Consider the following 25,871-nt stretch of genomic DNA (forward strand, 5'->3'; position numbering starts at 1 on the left):
TTCGTCTATTGGAACAAAGATCCGCAATGGAAGGCGGAGAGATGAAAAGGAGGGTTTACCTATGCTGAAAAAACGGTTGATCCCTTTGATGGCGGTACTGCTGCTGGTAGGTGTGCTGAGTTCCTGCGGCAGCGGAAGCGGAGGGACGACAGCGAGTTCCAACGGCGCGATGGATACGATGACAGCGGACATGGCCCCCGCCGAGGCGGAGGAGGATGCGGGGGGCTACTACGGCGGCATGGAAACGCAGGCGGCCTCCCAGGCGCAGAAGGAAAACGGGACCGCTGTTCAGACGGAAAAGCTGATCTACACTGGCACGCTGGAGATGGAGACTACGGCCTTCGACGGGGCTATGGCGGATTTGGAGCGGCTTGTTGCGGACTGCGGCGGCTATCTGGAGTCCAGCAGCGTCAGCAGCCGCGGAAGCGGCTACCGTTATGCAAACTACACCGTTCGGGTGCCCGCGGCCCAGTACCGGACATTTTACACACAGGCCGGAGAGATGTGCCACGTCACCTGGCAGGACCAGTCCGCACAGAATATCACCACAGCCTATTACGACACGGAAGGCCGGCTGAAGACCCAGCAGACCAAGCTGGAGCGGCTGCAGGAGCTGCTGAGCCGGGCGGAGAGCATGGAGGATATTATCACCATTGAATCCGCGATTTCCGAGACAGAGCAGCAGATTGAGTCCCTCTCTGGGGAACTGCGGCACTACGATGCGCTGGTGGATTACGCCACTGTTTACATCTCCCTTCAGGAGGTCTATAAACTTTCTAATGTGGAAGAACCAGCCACCGGCTTTGCAAGCCGCATGGGTACCGCCCTTTCCTCCGGCTGGAAGAGCTTTGTGGACGGTATGGAGAGTTTACTAGTGGCCCTGGCCTATGGCTGGATGTGGCTGCTGGTTCTGGCGGTGATTGTGACGGCGGTGGTCTGCCGTCTGCGGAAAAGGAAGGCCGCCCCGGGTTCCCCGGAGAAAAAACCGCCCTTCTGGCCCCCCCACAGCAAGGACCTGATGGAGGACCGGGACAAAAAAACGGATGACAAACAGCCGTGAACCTGTTACCATCAAAGAGGCGGAGCTTTCCGCCTCTTTGACCGCTTTTTGCCGGATATTCGAACGATAAGGAGGAATCCCCATGCATATCACCTGGCTGGGACACGCTTGCTTCCTGCTGGAACAGGACGGCTACCGCATTATTTTGGATCCTTATACCGATGTGCCGGGCTATCCGCCCCTGGAGGCGGAGGCTCACGCGGCTTTTTGCAGCCACCATCACTTTGACCATGATTATCTCCAGGCAGTGCAGCTTCTGCCGGAACGGGAAAGCCCCTTTCGCGTGCGGACGGTGGAAACCTTCCACGATGACCAAGGCGGCGTTCTGCGGGGAAGAAATACCATCCATGTGTTTACTGCGGACGATACCGCAGTCGCCCATTTGGGAGATTTGGGCCACCAGCTGACGGCGAAGCAGGTGGAGGAGATTGGGCCGTTGGATGGCGTGCTGGTGCCGGTGGGCGGCGTTTACACACTGGATGCGGCCGGAGCAAAACAGGTGTGCCACGTCCTGAACCCCAAGTGGGTGATTCCCATGCATTATCACCATGCGCCGTACGGCCTTTCAAATGTGGGGAGTGTGGAGGACTTTCTCCGCCTCTGGCCCGCTGGGGAGATTCACCATCTGCCGGGAAATGAGATCTCTGTGACACCGGAGACTGCAGGCGTATTGGTTCCTGAATTTTTAAAGATGCTTGACAAATGAAGTAAAACCATATAATATAGTTTTATAGACTATATTATATGGTTTGGTGGATTTGCAATGAAGCGTCTCACACAAATTCAGGTGCTGGGGGATTCCGTCTTAAAGGGAGTCCAGGTAGATCCGGCTACCAACCGATATATTACAAAAAATGAGATAGATATCCCGGCATTGGAGCGGGAGTTTGGCCTTGTTGTCCGCAATCAGTCCCATTTTGGCGCCACCTGCGTGAAGGGTGCGCGCCTGCTGGATCGCCTGCTGAGCCGGGCAGAACCCTGTGATGCGGTGGTGATGGATTTTGGCGGCAACGACTGTGACTACACCTGGCCGGAGATTGCTGCAGATCCTGCAGGCACGCACCAACCCCACGTGCCGCCAACGGAGTTCAAGGAGCGTTACCGCACCATGATCCGGAAGATACAGGAGCGGGACATGGTCCCTGTCCTGGTGACGCTGCCGCCCCTGGAGCCGCAGCGGTTTTTTGACTGGTGGTGCAAGGATCTGGATCAGCCGGCGGTGCGGCGCTGGTTGGGGGGGATCTCCAATATTTATGCACACCAGGAGCATTATTCCAGAATAGTGGAACAGGTGGCCCGGGAAGAGGGCGCCGCCTTGGTAGATGTCCGGGGGACTTTTTTAAATCACGGCCATCTCGAAACGCTGATTTGTGCAGACGGCACCCACCCCAACTCTGCCGGGCAGGAATTGATTACCCAAGCGTTCCGGGAATTCGGACTTCGCTGGGAAAAGGCTTTGCGGCAGCAGACCGCCTGAACGAAAATGACTGTGCGCGCACCCAAAAGGGTGCGCGCACAGTTGGTTTATAGGTGGCGAACCTGCCTTGTGAAAATTTTTTGATGCAGGCAAGCTGTATCAAAAATTCCCACACCGGCGGAACACATGAATGCGGAAGGCAATCTTTGTCACCAAGGTTTCCAGCTCCGCCAGACGCTGGCTCCCTTCCTTTGGGGTCTTCCAAAAGTAAGGAGTCATCTGAAACAGATTTTGAATATCCGTGCGGGAAGGCAGGGTGATCGTCCCATTTACCGGAATAATGGCCTCGTAGGAAAAACCGTCGTAAGGCGTCTCCTTTTCCTCGTTTGGATAGGGGGTGTCATAGAGAATCTGCTTCAGCTCCCACAGGTGATCTGCTGCAGGCACCACATACAAAAAGATTCCGCCGGGCCTCAGCAGCCGCTGAAATTCGCCCAGTGCCAAAGGGGAAAAGCAGTCAATCAGCAAATCCAAGGACTGGTCCGCCAGAGGAAGATGGTAAGAGGAGGCCACTGCAAATTCTGCATCTGTTTTTCGCTTGGCGGCAGCCCGCAAAATGAATTTCGAGATGTCAGTCCCTGCCATCCGGGGATGCTTTCCGGCATTTTCCAGTGCCTGACAGATGCCAGCGGTATAATACCCCTCGCCGCATCCGGCGTCCAAAACAGCGGGTGCGGTGCCGGTGTGGGATACTGCCAAATGGCAAAGCGCATCCAGCAGCGGCTGATAATATCCCTTAGAGAGGAAGGCGCGCCGGGCCGCAGCCATGCCCTTGTCATCACCGGGGGCGGAAGAATGCTTTTGATTGGGCGGCAGCAAATAGGTATAGCCCTCTTTGGCAATGTCATAGCTGTGGCCTTCCGGACAGCGGTAAACAGATCCTGCGCGTTCCAGCGGCGCTTTGCAGATGGGACAGATGAAAAGACTCATGAGTGGCCGCCTCCTGTCACGTCATTGATCCACTTGCGGCTGCGTAGCCGGTGAATTCCCCATGGCATTTTGCAGAAATTTTCTGTCTGGATGGAAAGGCACACCACAGCCACCGGGGCATTCAGCACAAGCCCCGTCAAAGCAGTCAGAGGAATGGCCGCAAACCACAGGGGACAGAGGTCGATAACGGTAGCCATGCGGGCGTCGCCGCCGGCGCGCAGAAGCCCGGTGATATTGGTGATGTCAAAGGCCCGCATGGGCATGACACAGATATATACGATACACATGGTGACAGCAATTTCCAGCGCCAGTCCATCCAGATGGAAAAGAGGATAGAGATAGGGAATGAAAGCTGCCGGAAGCGCAATGGCGAGAAGAACTGCCACAATGGTACCAATCAGCAGGGAAACGGTCAGAAGACAACAGCCCAGAGAATAGATTTCCTCTCGCTTGCTCCCCTCGCCAATCCGCTTTCCCACAATGACAGAGGCGGCACCTGCCACGCCGAAACAGGCCACTGTGGAGAACTTATCGATATTGCCCATGATGGCATAAGCCGCCAGCATCTGTGTGGAGATAGTCATATGGCCCATGATGGCAGTCAGGGTGGTGGTGCCAAGGCCCCACATCGTATCGTTAAAAATCACCGGGGTAGAGTAGGTGATAAAGCGTTGAAGAATCGCAGTTCCCGGACAGAACAGCGCACGGGGCTGCAGCGGCACCCGGCGGTTGAAAAGTGCATAGGCCACGACGATGAAAAACTCTACAATACGGGAGAGCAGGGTGGCGATGGCTGCGCCGGTAACACCTAGTGCCGGGGCACCAAATTTGCCAAAGATGAGGAGATAATTTAAAAATGTGTTCAACAGCATGGAGACTGCAAAAACACTCATCCCCATGACAGGATTTTCCGTGCTGCGCTGCACGCCGATATAGACAGAACTGGCGGCGTTGAACAAATAGCTGAAGCCTACAATCTGAAGATAGGGCGCACCTGTTTCAATCAGCAGGGCGTTGTCTGTGACAAGCCCCATAAAAAAGTGTGGAAACAGGGACAGAAGCAACGCCACCACTCCCGCAATGGAGACGCCGGTATACAGGGCAACACCCATACAGCGATTAATGCTTTCGGTATCCCCCTTTCCCCAATACTGGCTGACCAGTACCGTCAGGCCGCTGATAAGACCAAAAATGACGAGCTGAACCAGATAGACAGGGGAGTTGGCGGCTGTGACGGCAGAGAGCTCTGTGTTACCCAAAAGTCCCACCATAAAGGTATCCACAAATCCAAGGGAAGTGGTGATGAGATTTTGTAAAATCAACGGCAGAGCCAGCAGCCACATCTGCTTGTAAAAACCCGGCTCCCGCCGGAGAAATGAAAACATATAAAACCTCTTAATTCAGTCATTGTATGTTGGATGGATGAAGGAAAGGTGGCATTTGCGGCCTTTGGCGCTCACAGCATAGGCATCCGGGCGTCGTGGTGGCGCTGGAGCGCTTCGGCGCAGGCGTCAATCTCGGCGAAGGTGGTCTCGGGGCCGAAGCTCAGGCGGATGACACCGCCAGCCACTTTTTTCGGCAGGTGCAGAGACGATACCACATGACTGGGCTTTCCCTGATGGCAGGCGGAACCGGCAGAGATACAGATGCCCTGGGCGCCTAAATCGTTGACGATGTTCTGACTGGGCCATCCTACTAGGGAAAACGCCAGAATGTGGGGGGCAGTGCCGCTGCCCACCAGCTGTAAATCCGGAATTTCCGTGAGTTTCCGGATTGCATATTCCCGGATCTCTGCCATATGTCGCAGCTTCTCCGGAAGACCATCCGCACGCAGTTCCACGGCCTTTGCAAAGCCGGCAATTTGAGCGGTGGCCTCCGTGCCGGATCGCAGTCCAAACTCCTGGCCGCCGCCGGCCAGCAGGGGCCTTGGGCTTCGGACCCGGCTGCCAATATACAATGCGCCGATTCCCTTGGGGCCGCCAACCTTGTGTGCGGAAATCGTGACGAAATCTGCCCCCAGAGCCTTGGCGGAAAAGGGAAGTTTTAAAAATCCCTGTACCGCATCTGTATGAAGCAGCGTTTTGGGATTTCGCGCGGAAAGCCCTTTCGCAATTTTTGCGATGGGGTAAACGCTGCCCAATTCGTTGTTCACCATCATGATAGAAACCAGCGCCGTGTCCGGCCGCACAGCGTCCAGTACCTGCTCCGCCGTAATGACCCCGTGGCCGTCCGGACTGAGGCGGGTGATCTCATACCCCTGCAGCTCCATCCAGCGGCAGCACTCCAGCACGGCGCTGTGTTCCACCGCAGTGGTGACAATGTGCTTTCCCAGGTGCCGGTTCTGCCAGCAGGCGGCGGTGATGGCCCAGTTGTCCCCCTCGGTGCCGCAGGAGGTAAAGAAGAGCTGCCTGGTCTCGCAGCCAAGTGCGTCCGCCACAGTTTTCCGCCATGTGTCTATCCGCTTTTTCATCTCTTGCCCGGCGGGATACTGGGAACTGGGATTGCCGTACTGCTCCGTCAGCACGGTGTACATGGCATCGGCCACTTCTTTTGGAACCGGTGTAGTAGCCGCATGGTCCAGATAAATCATTGTAAAAAGCCTCCCCGTATTGGGACTTGCCCAAATACGTCAAATCACATATAATAAAGGTGCGTTTAGCATTATATAGAGGTTTTGAAGAAAGTGCAAGGAGATTCCATGAAAGTTGCCATTTACACCTTGGGCTGCAAGGTGAACCAATATGAGACCCAGGCCATGGAGCAGGCCATCCATGCCAGGGGCCACCAGACGGTGCCCTTTTCTGAGGCGGCGGACGTCTATGTGGTGAACACCTGCTCCGTTACCGCCGTCAGCGACCAGAAGTCCCGCCAGGTGCTTCACCGGGTCCGGCGGCAGCATCCGGAGGCGGTGCTGGCGGTGTGCGGCTGCTATCCCCAGACCCATGCCGACGACGTGCGGGAGCTGGATGTGGATTTAATTGCCGGCACCGGGGACCGCACCGGTTTTATTGACTTGCTGGAGCGGACAGTGGTGGCGAAGGCAGCGGGAATGACCGCGCCGCTGGAGGCCGTTGACCAGTCCTTTGAGCGCCGGGTGTTTGAGGTTCTGCCTGCCGGCGGAATGGAGAACCGGACCCGGGCGATGCTGAAGGTGGAGGACGGCTGCGTCAACTTCTGCTCCTACTGCATCATTCCCTATGCCCGCGGGCCGGTGCGCTCCCTGCCGCTTGCGCAGGCGGCGGAGCAGGCGGCGGTGCTGCAGGCCGACGGTTACCGGGAGATTGTGCTGACAGGCATCGAAATTTCCTCCTGGGGCCACGACTTTAAAAACGGTTTGACGCTGATTGATTTGGTGGAGGCGGTCTCCGCCGCCGCGCCCGGCGTCCGAATCCGGCTGGGCAGCCTGGAGCCCCGCACCATTACCGGGGAGTTCTGCCGCCGGGCATCCGCCCTGCCGGACCTTTGCCCGCAGTTCCACCTGTCTTTGCAAAGCGGCTGCGACGCCACATTAAAGCGAATGAACCGGAAGTATGACACAGGGCGCTATCTGGAGTCTGTGGAGCTGCTGAAAAAGACCTTTGACCGCCCTGCCGTGACCACAGACCTCATCACTGGCTTCCCGGAGGAGACGGAGGAGGAATTTGAAAAGACGCTGGAATTTATCCGTCGGTGCGGATTTGCCCAGATGCATATCTTCCCCTATTCCATCCGGCCCGGCACTCCGGCGGCACGGATGACCCAGGTGCCGAAGGCGGTCAAGGAGGAGCGGGCAAGACGGGCCGCGTCCGTTGCGGCCGAGCTTCACGCGGCATATCTGCAGGGCTGCGTGGGGGAGACTTATCCGGTGCTGTTTGAGCAGCCGCGGGACGGAAAATTTTCCGGCCACGCACCTAACTATATGGAGGTGCTGGCCGGCGGTACGAACCTCCACAACCAGGTGCGGCAGGTAAAGATTACAGAGGTTCGGGGAGAGTATCTGGTGGGAGAACGTTTGGAGAAACAGGAAGGACGCTGAATGAAAAGTCATTTTTTTGCCTATATCTCCCGGATGCGGTTTATCCAGCGCTGGGCGCTGATGCGCAACACGGCGCCGGAAAATGTGCAGGAACACAGCCACCAGGTGGCGGTGCTGGCCCATGCGCTGGCAGTCATCCGCAATGAGAAGTTCGGGGGAAAGACCGATCCCGGTGCGGTGGCGGTGGCGGCGCTGTATCACGATGCCAGCGAGATTTTAACCGGCGACATGCCGACGCCCATCAAGTACGACAACCCCGCTATCCGCAGCGCCTACAAGGATGTGGAGGCGGTGGCGGAACGGAAGCTTCTGGAGATGCTGCCGGAGGAGCTGCAGGGGGTTTACGCACCGCTGCTGACTGTCCGGGATGCGGAGACGGCACAGCTGGTGAAGGCGGCGGACAAGCTCTCTGCCTATATCAAGTGCGTGGAGGAATTGAAGGCGGGCAACACGGAGTTTCGGGAGGCCGCTGCCCAGACCCGCAGGGCGCTGGAGAGCTATGGCCTTCCGGAGGTGGCCTATTTTCTGGAAACCTTCCTGGACAGCTTCTCCCTGACGCTGGACGAGCTGAAATAAGAGAGGGGCACATATGGAGACATACGATGAGCAGATCCGCGCCCTGCGCGGACAGCTGCTCCGCCAAGAGCACCTGAAAACCCGGCTGGAGAGCCTGAGACATCAGCTGCGCCGTCTGGAAGAGCGGGAGGCGGAACTGGCAGAAAGCCGTGCGGCAGAACAGGCGGATGTGGACCGGCTGGAGGGCGGAAGCCTTGCGGCCTACTTTTACCGCTTCACCGGCGCTCTGGAGGACCGGCTGGACCGGGAGCGGGAGGAGGCCTATCAGGCCGCCGTGCGGCACGATGCCGTCTGCCGGGAGCTGGATGCGGTGCGTCAGGACATAGAGACGGCGGAGACAGAGCTTCGGACACTGTGCGGTGGCGAGGAACGTTACCGCAGTCTGCTGGCGGAGAAGGCCGCGGCCCTGAAGGCTGCCGGCGCACCGGTGGGCGGCCGCCTGCGGCAGATGGAGGAGCGCCTGGCGTATCTTACAGGACAGCAGCGGGAGCTGCGGGAAGCCGTTGAAGCGGGAGAGAAGACGCTGCGGACAGCGGACGGCATTCTTGCCAGCCTTTCCAGTGCCGAGGGCTGGGGCACCTGGGATCTGCTTGGCGGCGGACTTTTGACGGATCTTGCCAAACACGGCCATCTGGATGACGCCCAGCGGAAGGTAGAGCACCTGCAGGTGCAGCTGCGGCGCTTCCGGACGGAGCTGACCGATGTGACCATCCAGGCGGATCTGCAGGTGCAGATCGATGGATTCCTGGGATTTGCCGACTACTTTTTTGATGGCCTGTTTGCGGATTGGGCCGTGCTGGATCGGATTCACAACTCACAGAGAAAGGTGCAGGGAACCAGGGACCAGATCTGGAGCGTGCTGGCCAGACTGCGGGATATGGAGGCGGCCGTTGTCCGGGAGACGGAGAGTCTGCGGGCGGAGTCCGACAATCTGATTATACAGGCGTAACGGCAAAGCGCGTCCGGGAATGTTCCCGGACGCGCTTTTTGATGAAAGGAAGCGCCGCTGTGCATAGAGGAACAGACAGGGAAGCCTGGGGTAAAGGACGATGTACCCACTCAGTTCAGGGTATCAGATGCCTCCGTAAAAAGCTCCGTCACCCGCGCCGCTGTGGCGGGATGGGAGGTCAGCTCCGGATCCTCGGCCAGCAGGGCATCCGCAGCGGCCTGTGCCTCCTGCAGAAGTTCTGTGCCGCAGCCGAGATCCGCAATCTTCAGTCCCGGCAGACCGTGCTGTCGGACGCCGAAAAAGTCCCCGGGGCCCCGGAGCCGCAGATCCTCCTCAGCAATTTTGAAGCCGTCGCAGGTTTGCGTCATCACCTTCAGACGCTGACGGGTTTCTTCGCTGCGATTATCGGAAATCAGGACGCAATAGGACTGCCAGCTGCCTCGGCCCACCCGGCCACGCAGTTGGTGAAGCTGAGAGAGGCCGAACCGCTCCGCATTTTCGATCACCATAATTGCGGCATTCGGCACGTCCACGCCCACCTCGATGACGGTGGTGGACACTAGGATGTGGGCCTCTCCCGCGGCAAAGGCGGCCATGACGGCGTCCTTCTCCCGGGGCTTCATCTTGCCGTGGACGAAGGATACCTTCAAATCCGGGAAAACCTCCTGCTGCAGCATGGCCGCATAAGCGGTGACGGCCTTCCGCTCATCGGGGAGCTCGTCGTTTTCCTCTACCATCGGACAGACAATATAGGCCTGCCGCCCCTCCGCGGCCAGCTTGCGGATGAACTGATAGACCCGGGGATGGTAGCTGCCGGGGACGGCAAAGGTCTCGATGGGAAGACGTCCGGGGGGCAGCTGGTCAATGATGGAGACATCCAGGTCGCCGTACAGAATCAGCGCCAGAGTCCGGGGAATCGGCGTGGCGGACATGACCAGCGTGTGGGGATGCAGTCCCTTGGCGGAGAGCGCCGCCCGCTGGGCCACACCGAAGCGATGCTGTTCGTCTGTTACTACCAGCCCCAAATCCGCAAAATCCACACCTCCGGAAAGCAGGGCGTGGGTGCCGATGATAAAGTTCAGCTCTCCTGCCGCCAGTTTGGCGGCGACGGCCTTTTTCTCTCTGGCGGGGGTGGAGCCGGTGAGCAGGGCGCAGCGGATACCAAGGCCCTCCATCAGGGGATCCAGACCCGCGTAATGCTGCTGAGCCAAGATTTCCGTGGGGGCCATCAACGCCGCCTGCCGGCCGTTTTTTACGCAGAAGTACACGCAGGCGGCGGCCACCATGGTCTTGCCGGAGCCTACATCCCCCTGGCATAAGCGGTTCATGGGGACACCGGAGCGCATGTCAGAGAGCGCTTCCTCCACACAGCGGCGTTGGGCACCGGTGAGAGAGAAAGGCAGGGCACGGTAGAACACGTCCATCTCCACGCTGCGGCAGGGGGGGACAGACACCACCTCCCGCCGTGAGCGAATGCGGCGCAGGCCGATGGCGAAGAGAAACAGTTCCTCGAAGGCCAGGCGCCGCCGGGCAATATCCAATGCTTCGGCGGATTCCGGAAAGTGGATATTCTCGTAGGCGTATTCAATGCGGCAGAGCTGATGATCCCGCCGCACTTCATCGGGAAGGGCATCCGGCAGAATCTCCGCGCAGGCATGCAGCCCCTGCCGGACGGATCGGGAGAGAATCAGCTGACTGACTCCTGCGGTGAGAGGATAGATGGGGACGATGCAGCCGGTGACCTCCCGGCGGTTTGCCGGCTCCACCACGGGATTTGCCATCTGCCGGCGGAGAAGGTTACCTTCTGCTTTGCCATAAAAGATATAGGTCTCTCCCTGGTGGAGGCTGTTTTTCAACCAGGCCTGGTTGAAAAAGGTCACATCCAACACGCCGGACTCATCCACCGCCCGGAGCTTGACCAGGTCCAATCCCCTGCGGATATGGGAGACGGTGGGCGGCGAAGTCACCATGGCCGCCACACAGGCAGGCTCCCCGGGGATCAGGTCCGCAATGCGGCGAGTGCTCCGGCGGTCGTCGTATTTTCGGGGAAAATAGGAGATCAGATCCCGCAGCGTTACAATTCCGAGCTTTGCCAGGGCTTTGGCCCGCTGTTCCCCAATGCCCTTAATGAACTGGACCGAGGTGGTCAGGTCTGCCATGGGATCTCCCCTCTCTTTAAAAAGTTTGATACCTGCTATTATAATCGGTTTGGAGAAATTTGAAAAGGAATTCTGCAACAAATCGCGGCAAAATCCTGGCGATGCAGGATTGACGGCCGGAGAATGCGGTGCTATAATATTCCAGTCTGCGGGAAGAGTTTCTGACCGCTGACAGACAAACCATTCTGTCGTTCTGGTGGCAAGGAAGATGTCCGCGCCATAAGACGGGGAAAAGCGGCAAAATCCCGGTGATACGGCGGACCGTTTTGAAGCGGTGCGCGGAATTCCGGTATGTCGTGAAACGGCGAGCCAGCCGTGCGGAGGAACCGTTCCGTGCTGGTGAGACGGTACGTTTCACTCCCCTCTGGATGACAGAGGGGAGTTTCTATTTTATCTGGCAGAGGAGGAAGCGGTATGGAGACCCGCGTGGCTGTGGTGGCCATTATTGTCCGGGAAAATACGGCTGTGGCGGCCCTGAATGAGCTGCTGCACCAGTATGGTGCCTATATCATCGGGCGAATGGGGGTACCCTATCACCGAAGGGGCGTCAATATTATCAGTGTGGCCGTCGACGCCCCGGCGGACGTGATTTCCGCATTGTCCGGAAAGATCGGGCGGCTGGCCGGTATAACGGCGAAGACCGTCTACGCCCCGGAAGAGGCTCTGCAGGGAGCAGACCAATAAAATTTTTGGGAGGAACAACGAAATGAACTGGATGAAAAAAAGCACGGCACTGCTGCTGGCATTGCTGATGACCTTGTCTCTGGCAGCCTGCGGCGGGAAAAACGACCAGCCCGGCGTCACGGACGCCGCGGAGCCGCCGGAAGAGGAACAGGCGGAGCTGACGCCGGAGGCATATTCCATCGCGGCACTGAAGGGTCCCACCGCCATGGGCCTTGTGAAGCTGATGAGCGATGCGGAAAACGGCGGCGAGGTATCCAACGACTATACCTTCACCCTTGCAGGCGCTGCGGACGAGGTAACCCCCGCCCTCATCAAGGGCGAGCTGGACATGGCCTGTGTGCCGGCCAATCTGGCCTCTGTGCTGTACAATAAGACGGAGGGGCAGATTGTGACGCTGGGTATCAATACTCTGGGCGTTTTGTATCTTGTGGAAAACGGCAACGTGGTTCAGTCCATGGCAGACCTTAAGGGCACCACGATTGTGGCGGCCGGCAAGGGCTCCACACCGGAGTACGCCCTGCGGTATCTCCTGAAGGAGAACGGCATTGACCCGGATATAGATGTAACCATCGACTGGAAGAGCGAGCACAGCGAGTGTGTGGCGGCCCTGGCCACAGGCAGCGCCACGATTGCCCTGCTGCCCCAGCCCTTTGTCACCGTGGCGCAGACCAAAATCACAGACCTGCGGGTGGCCCTGGATTTGACGGAGGAGTGGGACGCACTGGAAAACGGCTCCGCCCTGCTGACCGGCGTGGTGGTGGCAAGGCGGGAAGTGGTGGAGAAAAACCCCGCCGCCGTGGACGCCTTCCTTGCTGATTATGCCGCCTCAGTGGAGTGGGTGAACGCCAATACGGCCAACGCCGCGGCGCTGGTTGCAGAGTACGGTATTGTGGAGGCGTCTCCCGTGGCGGAGAAGGCCCTGCCCCACTGCAACATCGTGTGCGTTACCGGTGAGAAGATGCAGGAGAAACTCTCCGGCTATCTCCAGGTACTCTTTGACGCGAATGCGGATTCCGTGGGAGGAAAGCTGCCCAGAGACGATTTTTATTACGGCGCATAATCACACACGCCGCAGCGGAGGAATTCATGAGGAGAGAGACGGGGACATCCCATCACATGCGCTTGTGGGCGGTGGCGTTCTGGCTTTTGGTCTGGCAGGCAGGCAGCATGGTCCTGCGGGCGGCATATCCCCACGGGGCACTGCTGCTGGCCTCACCTCTTTCCGCGGTTCTCCGGCTGACAGAGCTGGCGGGCACCGCTTCCTTCTGGAAGGCGGTTGGGTGGTCTGCCCTGCGGATTCTGGGCGGCTTTGCCCTTGCCTGCGTGGCTGCGGTGCTTCTGGCGGCGCTGGCCGCCGGAAGCCGGCGGTTCAGGGAACTGCTGTATCCGCTGGTGGCGGCGGTGAAGGCGGTGCCGGTGGCCTCCTTCATCATTCTGGCCCTGGTGTGGCTGGATGCGGAAAATCTCTCGTTGTTCATTGCTGCCCTGATGGTGTTTCCGACGGTGTATTTGAATGTGCTGGCAGGCATTGAAGCAACGGATGGCAAACTGCTGGAAATGGCCAAGGTGTTCCAGGTGCCGCTTTCAAGAAGGCTGCGGGGAATTTATGCGCCTCAGGTGCTGCCCTATTTCCGCTCCGCGGTTTCCCTCGGCCTTGGCCTTTGCTGGAAGGCCGGAATTGCGGCGGAGGTGATTGGCCTGCCTGCCGGCTCCATGGGGGAACGGTTGTACACCGCCAAGGTGTACTTCCAGACGCCGGACCTGTTTGCCTGGACTGTCGTTATTGTGGGCGTGTCTGTGGTATTTGAGCGTCTGTTTCTGTGGGGCGTGGATGCGTTGGTACGAAAGGCGGGGGCCGGATGGAAATAAAGGTGGAGAACCTGTGCAAATCCTATGACGGCGTGCAGGTGTTGAAGAACGTTTCCTTTACGGCTGGGCCGGGCGTTACCTGCGTGATGGCGCCCTCTGGCGCCGGAAAGACCACGCTGCTCCGTATTTTGCTGGGGCTGGAGCGTCCCGACAGCGGAAACGTCCGGGGGACTGCGGAAGGACGGTTCGCCGCCGTTTTTCAGGAGGACCGGCTGCTGGAGCAGCTGGACGCCATGGAGAATCTCGGCTTTGTACTGGGAGGCGAGCTGAATCAGGCCGGAGCAGAATCCCTGCTGGCAGAGTTGGGACTGTCAGGGGAGCATGGCAAGCCTGTCCGGGAGTACTCCGGCGGCATGAAGCGGCGGCTGGCCTTGGCCCGGGCGCTGCTGGTTCCCTTTGACGCGCTGGTGCTGGACGAGCCCTTTACCGGGCTGGACGAAGAAAACCGAAAGCATGCCATTGCCTGTATACGATCCAGAACAGCAGGAAAGCCAGTGCTTTTGGTGACACATAGCCGGGATGACGCGGCGGGCCTGGATGCGCAGACAGTTGTGCTGGAGTTATAAAAACAGTAAAAGAACCGTCCTTCCTATCGGGAAGGACGGTTTTATCTGTAAGGTAAAAATTAATCATGTGGTTTTGATGGAAGGACTGGAATTGCTGGGGAAACTATGGTACAATAACCTCTCATAGGTGATATCTCATCACATGAAAAGAATCAGATACGGTTTGACAAACCGGAAGGAGCGTATACCGCATGATCAAAATTACCACCGACAGCACCTGCGATTTGCCGTACCATCTGCTGGAACAATATGATGTGTCTGTCATTCCGCTGGGGATTGTCAAGGGAGATCGGCTTTATCAGGACGGGATAAATATCCATACAGAGGATATTGCCGCCCACGTGGATGCAGGCGGGGATATTACTACGACCAATGCTGTGAATATTGCGGATTACGAGGACCTGTTCCGAACAATGACTGCCAGATACGATGCCGTGATTCACCTGAATCTGGGCATGGGATTTTCCAGCTGCTATCAAAATGCCAAACTGGCGGCAGAGGAGGTTCCGGAGGTCTATGTGGTGGACTCCGCCAATCTGACGGTGGGTCACGGTATCCTGGTGCTGGCAGCGGCAGAGGCTGCGGCAGCAGGCAAGACAGTCAGTGAAATTCTGGCTATGCTGGAGGATATGGTCTCCCGGGTGGAAACCAGCTTTGTGCTGGATCGGCTGGACTATATGAAAAAGGGTGGGCGGTGCTCTTCTGTCACGGCACTGGGTGCCAACCTTTTAAAGCTGCATCCCTGTGTGGAGGTCATTGACGGGAAAATGTCTGTGACGAAGAAATACCGGGGCTCCATGGAAAAGGTGCTGGCGGAATATGTACGTGACCGCCTGGCCGGGCGGACGGATATTGATACCAAGCGGGTATTTTTGGTAGATACCTGTCGGACGCCGGGACTGGTGGATGTAGCCAGAAAAGCCCTGTTGGCAGATGGCCGCTTTGAAGAAATTGTGGAGAGCCAGGCGGGATGTACTATCTTCTGCCATTGCGGTCCGGACACGCTGGGGCTGGTCTATCTGCGGAAGAAATAAGAATATAAAGGGGAGCGGACGGTCTAATCTGTCCACTCCCTCTTCTTACGTAAAAATCGGGCTTTTGCAGAAGTTGGCGGAGGATCTTATCGCCCTTGATATCGCCGGAGAGGGGTCAGCCTTTTGACTGATAAATCACATCGTTCAGCTTTCCGTCGTAACCATAGACCTTGGCGACAACCTTGTCGGTAAAGGCAACGGGCTTGGGCTCGCCGGTCAGATCCCGGGCCATCTTACGCAGCTCATGGATGTCCTTCACCGGGAGACCGGCATCCAGCAGCCGCTCCCGAAGCCCCTGGTGTTTCGGATTGACGGCAATGCCCCGCTGGGTGACCAGCACATCGATAGTATCGCCCATCGTGGACTTGGTGCCCACACGATCTAGTACGGCTGCCCGGCGCTGGCGCAGCAAGGGTGTTACAATCACTGTCAGCTTGGCGCCATAGGCAATGTCGGTATGTCCGCCGCTGCCGCCCATAATGAGGCCGTTGGAATCGGTGTGGATATTGACGTTGAACTCTGTGTCAATCTCTGTAGCACCCAGCATGACAGTGGTCAAATGGGCAGCCACGCAGCTCTTCGCGCACATGTCCGCATAGTGGCCGCAGGCGATCTCCTGATGCCGCACATCATTCTTCAGGGATTCAACTGCTTTCAAATCAAAGCACTGGGTATCGACAATTTTGTTGAAATAGCCTTGTTCCAGAAGGTCGATGAACAGGCCGTTGATGCCACCCAGAATGCAGGCACCGTGAACACCTCTGCGATCCATAGCCTCTTTTAAAAATTTGGTTGTCGCCAGGGAGGTTCTGCCGCCGCCGGTTTGATAGACAAAACCATCCTCAAAATAACCGGAGTTTTCAAAAACCTGAACAGCTGTCTTGGCAATTTTTAGTCCGATGGGATCCTTGCTGATGGTAGTGATACCAGAGGCGATGCCGGAGGTATCTCCGATGGAGTCTACCTTTACCACATAGTCTACGTACCGCTCGTCGATGGAGATGGGGGTCAGCGGATAGTCCACCAGATAGTCGGTGATGACAACCACCTTGTCGGCAAACTGGGCGTCAGCAAAGGCGTAGCCCATGGGACCAAAGGCGGAGGGACCGTCCACACCATTCATGTTGCCCTGGCAGTCCGCCGCAGAGGCGGCGATGAAAGCAATGTCGATGTGGGCCTCGCCGGTGGCCAGCGCGTGGGGGCGGTTGCCGTGGGTGCGGAAAATGGCGGGTGTTTCCAGATACCCCTCGGAAATAGTGGTGCCCACGCACTTGTGAATGAAGTTCGTGTCAATGCCCGTGACTACCTTGCTTTTAATCATGTCCGCAAGGCAGCCATGGGAGCCGTGGATGGAGCTGGCGCTGACGGTGATGTCATGAAAGCCCAGCTCCTCAATCTTTGCCATGACCATGGGAAGCACCTGGTCGCCGTCCCGCAGATGGTGATGGAAGGATACGGTCATGCCGTCCTTCAGTCCGCACAGGCGGATGGCTTCTTCAATTGAAGCGACAAGTTTTCCTTTCATGAACGATGCACCCCATTTATTTTTTCGTATTCCGCCACGGTGTTCCGGGCGATGATGATCACAGGGCCGTCTACCAGCTCTCCGTTGACCGCGACAACGCCCTTGCCCTGCGCCTCAGCCTCTTCGGCGCCCTTCACGATGGCCAGTGCCCACTCGTAGCGCTCCTTGGTGGGGGAGAAAATGTCGTTGACAACCTCCACCTGGCCGGGATAAATACAGGCCTTGCCATTAAAGCCCATGTTTTTCACCATGCGGGTCTCCTCCGCCAGGCCGTCGTTGTCGTGGATATCCCAGGTATAGGGGGTGTCCAGGGCATCGATGCCGGCGGCCCGGGCGGCAATCACCAGGCGGGAACGGGCGTAGGCAATGTCGTATCCCTCGTGGGTGCGGGTGGCCTTCATATCCAGGGCCAAATCCATGGCGCCCAGGTACAGGCCCACCATGCGGGGGCTGGCGGTTGCGATTTCAAAAGCATGCTCAATGGAGGCGGCGGTTTCCAGGAGAGGAAGCAGCTTCACGCCGCCTGCTTCCATGCCGTGGGCCTTTTCGATTTCCGTGATATAGGCGTCAATGGTGCGGATGTCATCGGCGGTATAGATTTTGGTAGGCATGATGACGTCCGGCTTTTCCGGGATGACGGCGTCGAGATCTGCCTGCCAGAAGGGCGTGGTCAGGGAGTTGATGCGGATGATCAGCTCACAGTCATAGTGGAAGGTGCGCATGGCGTGCTTGGTGAGGATACGGGCGGAGTCCTTCTCCGCCAGGGCCACGGCATCCTCCAGGTCGATGATGATGCTGTCGGCGCCGTAGACATCGCCGTTGAGCAGGTTGCCGGGCTTGGAGCCGGGCATGAAGAGCATGGTACGTCTCATTCGTCAGCACCTCCCTGTGCGCGGAGGACAGCCGCTTCCACCCTGGCGCGGATGACATAGTCCAGAGCGCCCTTGTCCTCAATTTTGATAAGGGCGGAGGTCACGCCCATCTCCTGGGCCATGCCCTTTGCCGCCGCAATCAGCTGATCGCCGAACTGAACCTTGACGATACTTTTCAGCTCCACCTCAATCCCCTCCCCGTCCCGGGGGCTGATGGTGATGAGTGCGTCGTTTTTGGTTGCCGTTCCCGCCGACGCTTCTTTTTTTATTTTCATAATTACGTTCACCTGCTCATCTATAAAGTTTTGGTTGCAGAACACTAGACTTTGGCGGCCTTGGCTTTACCCTTTGCCCACTGGAACACGGGCCACAGCAGGGCGACAACTGTCAAAACCAGCAGCACACAGCTGATGGGACGAGACAAATAGTAGCCGATAACATCTCCCCGGGCCATGACCAAAGACTGGGAGAATCCATTTTCCGCCATACCGCCCAGAATTACCGCCAGCACAATGGGGGTCGGTGTGAAGCCGGTGCGGCGCATTAAGTAGCCGATAATGCCGAATGCCAGCGCAATGTATACGTCGTACATATTGCCGTTGGCAGTATAAGCGCCAATCATGCAAAGCACGATCAAAATGGGAGCCAGGCTGCTGATGGGTACTCCCGCCAGGCGGGTCAGGGAAGGCCCAATTAAAATGCCTACAATACCCATCAGAATATTCGCAATCATAAAGCCAATCATGATAGGATAAACCTTATCGGCTTGATCGGTGAAGAGGCTGTTGCCGGGAATCAAGCCGTGGATCATCATACCGCCTAGAATTACTGCAGCTGTGGAACTGCCGGGGACACCCAGTGTAAACAGCGGAATGAAGCTGCCGCCGGTGACGGCGTTGTTGGAAGCCTCTGAAGCACACACACCGGCAATGCTGCCCCTTCCAAACTCGTCCGGATTTTTGGATACGCGCTTGGCAGAGTCATAGGCCACCCAGCAGGCCACGTCGCCGCCTGCGCCGGGCATGATGCCGATGAGCAGGCCGATGATGCTGGAACGGATGGCGTTGGGAAGCAGCTGCAGCATGGTCTTACCGGAGGGAACCATGCGCTTCATGGACTCCACCATACCGTGATTCAGATTTCCATCTGAATCTTCAAACATTTTTTCATTGGCCTTGGCCCAGTCCTCGGCCAAAATTAAGACCTGAGAAATGGCGAAAAGACCGATCATGGTTGGGACGATGGTAATGCCGGAATGCAGCCACGCCTTCCCGAAGGTGAAGCGAAGCTGGCCGGTCATGGCATCCATACCGACCGTGGAGATTAAAAGGCCAAAGGCGCCGGAGGCCAGACCTTTGATGGGGGCGTCCTTAACCAGGCTGCCGATGATGGTCAGACCGAAGATTGCAATCAGAAAGTATTCCGAGGAACTGAACATCAAAGCGACTTTGGAAAGGGACGGGGCAATCATCAGCAGCATGACGCCGCTGAAAAAGCCGCCACAAATGGATCCAAAGGTTGCGATGCCGATGGCCTCCAACCCCTTTCCCTGTTTGGTCAGCTCATAGCCGTCCAGGGCAGTTGCCGCAGAGGCGGTGGTACCCGGCGTGTGCAGTAAAATGGCAGTAAAGGATCCGCCGTAAACTGCAGAGGTGTAAATTGTGGTCAGCATGACGAGAGCGGCCGTGGGGGAAAGCGTATAGGTCAACGGCATCATCAAGGCTGCGGCGATGGTTCCGCCAAGACCCGGCAGGATGCCGATGATCATACCGCCCAAAATGCCAACTATCATGGCCAGCAGGACCTCCGGCTGTAGCAGCGCCATAAAGGCGTTTGCAATAACACTCATAAAACGATGCTCCTTTTCTTCAAACGGACTGGCTGCTCAGGGCAAAGCTGCGTGCAGAAAAACTACAAACATTAGGTAGACGAAAAGCAGGGTGCCGATAGTAACCCCGGCAATCAGTTTGATGTTACGACACCGGAAAAACAGCATAACAACCGGAATAAAGATCGCGGTCGCAGTAAAAAAACCGAGAAAATCCAAGCCAATTGCGTAAGCGACAGTGATGACGAAGAGCGCGAAAGGCATTTTGTTCTGTTCCCACTTCAAGAGCCGGATATCCTTCTTTTCCTGTACATTTGTGGCCGCAATGCTCTTGCGCACACCGTCAACAAAGGTCCAGACCATCAATATCATAAACACACCGAGGGCCATGCGGGGAAACCGCGCCGCCTCGGGCATCATTTTCGTAGTCAAGTAGAAGAGATATACGCCAAGGATCATCAGAAGTACACTGATATAGACATCCTGATGGATAATTCTTTTTTTGTTCATATTGGTTCGTTCTCCTTTACCTTTCATCTGGCTTCCCCGCTGCATGCAGCAGGGAAGCCAGATGCCGGGAGCTCACTGGTTCATGAAAATTATGCCAGTTATGCCGGGAAGCAAGTTACTGCCAACCAAGGACGGGCTTCAGTTTCTCAATGACCTTTTCGGTATCCTTTGCATAGGCCAACAGGTCGTCGCCATTCATGTAGTTGACATTGATGCCGAGATCGGTCATGGCGGCGATGTGCTCGGGATTGTTGATGGCTTTCTCAAAGGCATCCTGCAGGATTTTGACGACTTCTGGGTCGCCGCCGGCAGGCATGAAGTAGCCGCGGTCGGAACCAGCGACCAGGTTGTTGCCAGTAAGTTCATTGTAGGTGGGAACGTCGGGAAGCATATCGCAGGCTTCGGGAGCAAATACACAGAGAGCGGACAACTCACCGTTTTTCACCTGTGTGGCACCGTCGCCTACATTGGCCATCCAGAGATCAATGTGGCCGCCCAGCAGCATCGGCTTAACCTCGCCGGAGCTCTTACCCTGAACGGTGGAGAGCTTGATATCGGGATGCAGTTCCTTCATGCGCTCGACCATCATGTTGTCATCGGAGTCCACGCCGGAGGCACCGATCACCAGCTCATTGGTCTTGGCATATTCGATCATGCTGTTGAAGTCAGTCCAGCGGGTCTCACCGGGCTGGCAGTACAGCGTGGCCCAGTCACTAACCTGGTTGGCAATCATGGTGAAATTATCCAAGTTGGTGGTGCGGTTATTGGCGGGGTTCATATAGCCGCCATAAAAGGAAGGCAGCGTCAGAAGAGAAATGGTATAGCCATCCGGATCGGCTGCGGCAACCTCATCCCATCCCAGCCAGCCGCTGGCACCGGGATTGTTGACAACCGTAATGGAGGCACCGCCCAGTTCCTCCTCTACATAGGGCATCAGGATCCGGGCACCGTTATCACCGGAGCTGCCGGCGGCCCAGGGAATGACCAGAGTGATGGGTTTGGTGGGAAAGTCGACGGTGGTGGAATCGGGGGTTTCTGCCTGCTGCTCGGTGGAAGGTTTATCTGCCGGAGCGGATTCTTGCTTGCTGTCGCCGCAGGCGGTCAGGGACAGGCACAGAGCAAACAGCAATGCAAGAGCGATGAGTCTGTTTCTTTTCATGTTGAGTTCCTCCTAAAAATTCAGAAATCTGGAGACATTTCAAATGGGATATCTGGATTCCGGAAGAACTGCAAAACAACTGGTATCCGAATATCCCAATAGAAATGCCGCCGCACTGTGAGAGCGGACACGACTTTGTGAAAAGCCTCACATCTATCATATCAGCAAAATCCGTGCCGAAGCCGAAAGAACATCAAAATGACTTTTTTTTTGGCAAAGTTGCCTATTTTGTCAAATTCGTTTTTCTGTTTTCTACAAAAAACTGCCGAATGGAATGGAAAAATCTCACAGAATGTGATGGGCGTTTGCTTGCGGTGATTCAGTGAGACAAAAAACGAGAAATATGAAACGAAAATAAAACATTTTGCCAAAGGAACTGTTGACATGTTTTTTATATTTGTAGTACCTTAAGTACGACAGCAAGAACACGTACAGAAGGGCGGCGGCACAAGTTGATTCGAATTCTGTTTATTATTCCCTATCAGGAGATGGAGCAGGAGGTTGCCAAGCTGATTGACAATTTCCCGTGTGAAGAGAAAATTGAATATAAATGTGTACTTTACATGTACATCGATCTGCATAACTACAAGCGGGACTGGCCCTGCGATGTAATTGTCGCGCGGGGATATTCCGCAGATGTCATCGCCGCTGAACAGACAGAAGTCCCGGTAATTAAAATCAATTTTACCAGTGCGGATGCCATCAACGCGATTCAGGCCTGCCGGGAGAAGTTTCACTCCAAGAAAATTGCAATTATTGGACATCCGAGCTTGGCAATTTCCTCTGAGACGATTCAAAAAATCTGCGATATTCCCATCGATATTTACACGATGAATGGGCCGGATGTAGACATCCCGGCAATTGTTCATGCCGCCCTGCAAAATGGAAACGATACGATTATCGGTGGAGGCACAGCCTGCCGCTGTGCCAAAAGCCTGCATGTAAATAATTACAACTCCCTGACCAATCCGGAAACGCTTTATCATGCGGTGAACGACGCGGTGCAGACCGTACGGATTCAGCGGCAGGAACGAGTGAAGACACAGACGCTCCAAACGATTATCGACAACTCTAGCGAGGGGTTTCTCCTCATGAATGCAGACGGAGTTATCAGCAGCTGCAACCGGTTTGTGGAAATATTGCTTCGTGCGGACACAGATGAGATTGTGGGAAAATCATACAGCCAGTTCCTGCCGGAGTTTATTGAAAGCTTTTCCAAGGTGCTGCGGACACAGCAGCCTGCCGAAAATGAGATTTTTCGTCGGGCCGGGAAGATTTACATGGCAAACATTGTTCCAACCATTATAGATGGAACGGTGGACAGTGTATTTATTGACTGCCATGATATCAGCAGCATTCAGGAGATGGAGAACCAGATTCGAAAAAAGCTGTTTGCCAAAGGTATGGTGACGCGGTACCAGTTTGACGACATTATTTATAGAAGCGTACAGATGAAACATTTGATTGAAAGCGCAAAGGAATTTGCGGCTGTGGATTCCAATGTGTTGATTTATGGAGAAACCGGGACCGGGAAAGAGCTGTTTGCGCAGAGCATCCATGTAGCCAGCCGCCGATCCAACCGTCCGTTCATTGCTGTCAACTGCGCTGCAATTCCGGAACACCTTCTGGAAAGTGAGATGTTTGGTTACATCGGCGGCGCATTTACCGGATCGGCAAAGGAAGGAAAACGGGGTTTATTCGAACTGGCCCACAATGGAACACTGTTTCTGGACGAGATCGCCGAATTGCCGTATTCCTTTCAAGGAAAGCTGCTGCGGGTACTCCAGGAGCAGGAGATCCGGCGGATCGGGGATGATAAGGTCATTCCGGTGGACGTGCGCATCATTGCCGCCACAAACCAGAACCTGGAGGCGATGATTGACCAAAATAAATTCCGCAGGGACCTTTATTTCCGGCTGAATGTGCTCTGCCTGTTCGTCCCGCCCCTCCGCCAGCGGACAGAGGATATCGTGCCGATATTCCTGTCATTCCTGCGGGCCTATGCAGTGAAGTTTGAAAAGACGCTGCCACATCTCACGGGACGGGCGCAGGCCCTGCTGCAAAATTACAGATGGCTTGGAAATATCCGGGAACTGCGCAATGTGGCGGAACGCTTTATGGTACTGTATACGGATGGATGCGATATTGAAACAGTTTTGGCGGACAGTATTTTTCCATCCAGGAATTATCCGGCAGAAAGAACGGCAGGAACGATGGCGGAGAAAATGCCGGAACGGGAACGGATTCAGGCGGCGCTGCAGGCCACTGGAAGCAGGGAGGAGGCAGCTGCAAGGCTGGGCATGAGCCGTTCTACTCTTTGGCGTAAAATGAAACAATATGGCTTTCTGGGAGATACGGCAGAAGCGGTGCTTTAAACATGGAAAAGGCCTTGGAAATACTAGAGTATTTCCAAGGCCTTTTCAAAAGAAAGGAAGATTTCATATTGACGGATGCTGCCAGTCAATTCATTTGCTGTGCTCTGCAATATTCAGCAATCGCAGAACGCTTTCAAAGGTGTATCGATAGTTTTCACGGCTGTGAAACTGGGATTCGGAGAAGGGGATTGCCTGCCGGTTGATGGGAAAAACCGCGCTGATGCCCATCTCAGGCATTTCGCAGATGGACTCGGTTTCAGGTGTGATGCCGCCAACAATGGCAACGACTGGAACCCCGTGCTGCTGAGCGCGCTTCCCCACACCGCTGATGACCTTGCCGCGAATACTTTGACTATCCAGACGGCCTTCTCCGGTGATGACCAGATTGCAGTTTTGAAGAAGCGTGTCAAACTGTACCAAGTCCAATACAGCTTCGATGCCGGGCTTCAGCGTTGCATGAAGAAAGGCCATCATACCAGCGCCAAATCCGCCGGCGGCGCCGGCACCAGGAATATTTGCAACGGAAAGACCCAGTTCTTTCTGGATGATATTATCAAACACCAGCAGCTGAAAGTCCAGAAATTCCACCATTGTTTTGTCGGCTCCCTTCTGGGGGCCGAAGACATAGGCCGCACCGGTGGGACCATGAAGCGGGTTGTCAATATCACACATGGCGGTTAACTGAACACCACGGAGGAATCGGTCAGATTCCCGCAGATCAATTTTGGCAATGCGATGTAAGCTGTTGCCAACAGGGATAAAGGAGTGCCCCTCTGTATCCAGAAAACGTACGCCCAAGGCGGCGGCACAACCACATCCCCCATCGTTGGTACAGCTGCCGCCCAGTCCCAGCAGAATGCGGGTGTTTCCATGCTCCACCGCATGACGAATCTGCTGACCAACGCCATAAGTGCTGGTATCACAGGGGTTCTTCTGATCCCCCACCAGCGGAAGCCCTGCGGAAGATGCCATTTCAATGACTGCCTGCTTCCCCTCCAGCTGCAGGTAGGTGGCACGCATGGTTTCCCCATAAGGCCCCTGGACCGGGATGGTGACCTCCGTTCCGTGGCACGCTTCCCGGAAGCAGGCAACCGTTCCCTCGCCGCCGTCAGCTACCGGAATGGTGACAACCTCACAGCTGGGGATAAGCTTGCGGAAGCTGTCTTTTGCAATGGAACAAATTTCCTGACTGGACAAAGTGCCCTTGAAGGAATCCGAGACGATGATGCACTTCTTCATAGATTTACGGATTGACCACGTTGATGGGGCTGCCGGCCAAATATGCCTTCAAATTTTCCACAGCGCAGTCCATAATTCGCTGGCGACTCTCCTTGGGACCCCAGGAGATATGTGGCGTAATAATGCAGTTTTTGGCCTTCAGCAACGGGTTGTCGCCCCGGATGGGCTCCGTGGAAACCACGTCCAGGCCGGCAGCAGCGACTTTGCCCGAATTCAGAGCGTCTGCCAAATCCTGCTCCACCACCATCTGTCCGCGGCTGTTATTAATGATGATGACGCCGTCCTTCATCTTGGCAATGTTCTCCTTGTTGATGATGCCGGTATTGAAGGGGAAGAGAGGCATCTGCAGCCCTAAAACATCGGACTGGGTGAAGAGTTCCTCCAGAGAAACGTATTCCACGCCCAGTTTGTGGGCGGCCTCTGTTTCTTTGCCATCATAAGTAATGACCCGCATTCCAAGCGCCTTGGCAATCTCGGCGGTGTGAATGCCGATATTGCCGCAGCCCAGAAGGCCATAGGTCTTGCCAGCCAGCTCAATAAGGGGATAATCCCAGTAGCACCAATCGGCGCAGTTCTCCCACTTGCCCTCGTGGACGGTCCGATCATGATGGCCGATGTGGTGGCAGACCTCCAGCAAAAGTGCAATGGCAAATTGACTGACGGAGTGGGTTCCGTAGACCGGAACATTCGTCACGGGAATTCCTTTTTCCTTGGCATACGCCACATCCACCACGTTGTAACCGGTGGCCAGCATACTGATGAATTTCATGCTGGGGCAGGCATCAATCACCCGGCGGCTGATAGGAGTTTTATTGGTATAGACAGCCTCTGCATCGCCAATGCGCGCAATGATTTCATCCTCATTCGTCAATGAGGTCCGGCTATAGACCTTCAGATCGCCCAGTTCCTCCAATCCGCTCCAACTTAGATCACCGGGATTCTCTGTGTAACCGTCCAGAATTACGATTTTCATTTGACTACCTCCATCATTTAAATTGTGCATATTACCAAATGCGGTGGAATGTCTCACTCTAATTTTATATA

The 25,871-nt window shown here is 56.1% G+C and carries 24 protein-coding genes; 12 read left to right on the forward strand and 12 right to left on the reverse strand.

All coding sequences use genetic code 11. The annotated features are described in order from the left end of the window. Positions 1-61 precede the first annotated feature (61 nt). From BMZ81_RS04745 to BMZ81_RS04755, 3 genes are all read left to right on the forward strand, one after another. The gene (locus BMZ81_RS04745) at positions 62-1,060 is read left to right on the forward strand and encodes a DUF4349 domain-containing protein (RefSeq protein WP_091129247.1); all 999 of its coding nucleotides are present in this window, start codon (positions 62-64) and stop codon (positions 1,058-1,060) included. Positions 1,061-1,142: 82 nt separating this feature from the next. Then, on the forward strand, positions 1,143-1,766 hold the full coding sequence (locus tag BMZ81_RS04750) for an MBL fold metallo-hydrolase (RefSeq protein ID WP_091129251.1): 624 nt from the start codon (positions 1,143-1,145) through the stop codon (positions 1,764-1,766). Between the two features lie 57 nt (positions 1,767-1,823). Further along, positions 1,824-2,537 (forward strand): SGNH/GDSL hydrolase family protein, encoded by a 714-nt coding sequence (locus tag BMZ81_RS04755; protein WP_091129254.1) that lies wholly within the window; start codon positions 1,824-1,826, stop codon positions 2,535-2,537. Between the two features lie 99 nt (positions 2,538-2,636). Here BMZ81_RS04755 and BMZ81_RS04760 read toward each other — a convergent pair whose 3' ends face one another. The 3 genes from BMZ81_RS04760 to BMZ81_RS04770 all read right to left on the reverse strand — a co-directional run bounded on the left by BMZ81_RS04760 (position 2,637) and on the right by BMZ81_RS04770 (position 6,057). Beyond that, a complete protein-coding gene (locus BMZ81_RS04760) occupies positions 2,637-3,467 on the reverse strand; it encodes a putative RNA methyltransferase (RefSeq protein ID WP_091129257.1) in 831 nt (276 codons plus the stop codon). Next, positions 3,464-4,852, reverse strand: coding sequence for an MATE family efflux transporter (locus tag BMZ81_RS04765; protein WP_091129259.1), 1,389 nt, complete (start codon positions 4,850-4,852; stop codon positions 3,464-3,466). The genes BMZ81_RS04760 and BMZ81_RS04765 overlap by 4 nt, the downstream gene beginning before the upstream one ends. A gap of 71 nt (positions 4,853-4,923) precedes the next feature. Beyond that, on the reverse strand, positions 4,924-6,057 hold the full coding sequence (locus BMZ81_RS04770) for a cysteine desulfurase family protein (protein WP_091129262.1): 1,134 nt from the start codon (positions 6,055-6,057) through the stop codon (positions 4,924-4,926). Between the two features lie 108 nt (positions 6,058-6,165). Between BMZ81_RS04770 and mtaB the strand changes: the two genes are divergently transcribed. Genes mtaB through BMZ81_RS04785 form a run of 3 tightly spaced genes read left to right on the forward strand, consistent with a single transcriptional unit; the run spans position 6,166 to position 9,007 of the window. Further along, positions 6,166-7,482 carry a tRNA (N(6)-L-threonylcarbamoyladenosine(37)-C(2))-methylthiotransferase MtaB gene (gene mtaB, locus BMZ81_RS04775; protein WP_091129263.1) on the forward strand — a complete coding sequence of 439 codons (1,317 nt, stop codon included), beginning with the start codon at positions 6,166-6,168 and terminating at the stop codon, positions 7,480-7,482. Next, positions 7,483-8,058 carry a 5'-deoxynucleotidase gene (gene yfbR, locus BMZ81_RS04780; protein ID WP_091129267.1) on the forward strand — a complete coding sequence of 192 codons (576 nt, stop codon included), beginning with the start codon at positions 7,483-7,485 and terminating at the stop codon, positions 8,056-8,058. A gap of 13 nt (positions 8,059-8,071) precedes the next feature. Then, the gene (locus BMZ81_RS04785; protein ID WP_091129268.1) at positions 8,072-9,007 is read left to right on the forward strand and encodes a hypothetical protein; all 936 of its coding nucleotides are present in this window, start codon (positions 8,072-8,074) and stop codon (positions 9,005-9,007) included. A gap of 110 nt (positions 9,008-9,117) precedes the next feature. Here the strand turns inward: BMZ81_RS04785 and recG are convergent, their stop codons facing one another. Further along, positions 9,118-11,166, reverse strand: a complete 2,049-nt coding sequence (gene recG / locus BMZ81_RS04790; protein ID WP_091129271.1) for an ATP-dependent DNA helicase RecG — start codon at positions 11,164-11,166, stop codon at positions 9,118-9,120. A 414-nt stretch (positions 11,167-11,580) separates the two neighbouring features. Here recG and BMZ81_RS04795 point away from each other — a divergent pair, with 414 nt between their 5' ends. From BMZ81_RS04795 to BMZ81_RS04815, 5 genes are all read left to right on the forward strand, one after another. Beyond that, positions 11,581-11,850, forward strand: coding sequence for a TM1266 family iron-only hydrogenase system putative regulator (locus BMZ81_RS04795; protein WP_091129272.1), 270 nt, complete (start codon positions 11,581-11,583; stop codon positions 11,848-11,850). A 31-nt stretch (positions 11,851-11,881) separates the two neighbouring features. Then, complete coding sequence (locus BMZ81_RS04800) at positions 11,882-12,910, forward strand: ABC transporter substrate-binding protein (protein ID WP_091129476.1); 1,029 nt, start codon at positions 11,882-11,884, stop codon at positions 12,908-12,910. 26 nt (positions 12,911-12,936) lie between these two features. Continuing rightward, positions 12,937-13,719, forward strand: a complete 783-nt coding sequence (locus BMZ81_RS04805; protein ID WP_091129275.1) for an ABC transporter permease — start codon at positions 12,937-12,939, stop codon at positions 13,717-13,719. After that, on the forward strand, positions 13,710-14,285 hold the full coding sequence (locus BMZ81_RS04810; protein WP_091129278.1) for an ATP-binding cassette domain-containing protein: 576 nt from the start codon (positions 13,710-13,712) through the stop codon (positions 14,283-14,285). The genes BMZ81_RS04805 and BMZ81_RS04810 overlap by 10 nt, the downstream gene beginning before the upstream one ends. 191 nt (positions 14,286-14,476) lie before the next feature. Then, entirely contained in the window at positions 14,477-15,319 is an 843-nt protein-coding gene (locus BMZ81_RS04815; protein ID WP_091129280.1) for a DegV family protein, read from the forward strand. Positions 15,320-15,434: 115 nt separating this feature from the next. Here the strand turns inward: BMZ81_RS04815 and citF are convergent, their stop codons facing one another. The 6 genes from citF to BMZ81_RS04845 all read right to left on the reverse strand — a co-directional run bounded on the left by citF (position 15,435) and on the right by BMZ81_RS04845 (position 21,213). Continuing rightward, entirely contained in the window at positions 15,435-16,844 is a 1,410-nt protein-coding gene (citF, locus tag BMZ81_RS04820) for a citrate lyase subunit alpha (protein ID WP_091129283.1), read from the reverse strand. Next, complete coding sequence (locus tag BMZ81_RS04825) at positions 16,841-17,716, reverse strand: HpcH/HpaI aldolase/citrate lyase family protein (protein ID WP_091129285.1); 876 nt, start codon at positions 17,714-17,716, stop codon at positions 16,841-16,843. Before BMZ81_RS04825 ends, citF begins: the two co-directional genes overlap by 4 nt. Beyond that, the gene (gene citD / locus BMZ81_RS04830) at positions 17,713-17,991 is read right to left on the reverse strand and encodes a citrate lyase acyl carrier protein (RefSeq protein WP_091129288.1); all 279 of its coding nucleotides are present in this window, start codon (positions 17,989-17,991) and stop codon (positions 17,713-17,715) included. Before citD ends, BMZ81_RS04825 begins: the two co-directional genes overlap by 4 nt. A gap of 44 nt (positions 17,992-18,035) precedes the next feature. Beyond that, complete coding sequence (locus BMZ81_RS04835; RefSeq protein ID WP_091129290.1) at positions 18,036-19,565, reverse strand: tripartite tricarboxylate transporter permease; 1,530 nt, start codon at positions 19,563-19,565, stop codon at positions 18,036-18,038. Between the two features lie 36 nt (positions 19,566-19,601). Beyond that, on the reverse strand, positions 19,602-20,054 hold the full coding sequence (locus BMZ81_RS04840; RefSeq protein WP_177187203.1) for a tripartite tricarboxylate transporter TctB family protein: 453 nt from the start codon (positions 20,052-20,054) through the stop codon (positions 19,602-19,604). Positions 20,055-20,169: 115 nt separating this feature from the next. Continuing rightward, positions 20,170-21,213 (reverse strand): tripartite tricarboxylate transporter substrate binding protein, encoded by a 1,044-nt coding sequence (locus tag BMZ81_RS04845; RefSeq protein ID WP_091129296.1) that lies wholly within the window; start codon positions 21,211-21,213, stop codon positions 20,170-20,172. Between the two features lie 452 nt (positions 21,214-21,665). Between BMZ81_RS04845 and BMZ81_RS04855 the strand changes: the two genes are divergently transcribed. After that, complete coding sequence (locus BMZ81_RS04855) at positions 21,666-23,588, forward strand: sigma 54-interacting transcriptional regulator (RefSeq protein WP_091129301.1); 1,923 nt, start codon at positions 21,666-21,668, stop codon at positions 23,586-23,588. A gap of 90 nt (positions 23,589-23,678) precedes the next feature. On the opposite strand, the gene BMZ81_RS04860 is transcribed toward BMZ81_RS04855, so the two are convergent. Together BMZ81_RS04860 and BMZ81_RS04865 are read right to left on the reverse strand one after the other, a co-directional pair. After that, positions 23,679-24,827, reverse strand: a complete 1,149-nt coding sequence (locus BMZ81_RS04860) for a glycerate kinase family protein (RefSeq protein ID WP_091129304.1) — start codon at positions 24,825-24,827, stop codon at positions 23,679-23,681. Between the two features lie 4 nt (positions 24,828-24,831). Further along, on the reverse strand, positions 24,832-25,800 hold the full coding sequence (locus BMZ81_RS04865; RefSeq protein ID WP_091129306.1) for a D-2-hydroxyacid dehydrogenase: 969 nt from the start codon (positions 25,798-25,800) through the stop codon (positions 24,832-24,834). Positions 25,801-25,871: the final 71 nt, after the last annotated feature.

It is taken from the genome of Oscillibacter sp. PC13, assembly GCF_900115635.1.
GTDB lineage: Bacteria > Bacillota > Clostridia > Oscillospirales > Oscillospiraceae > Oscillibacter.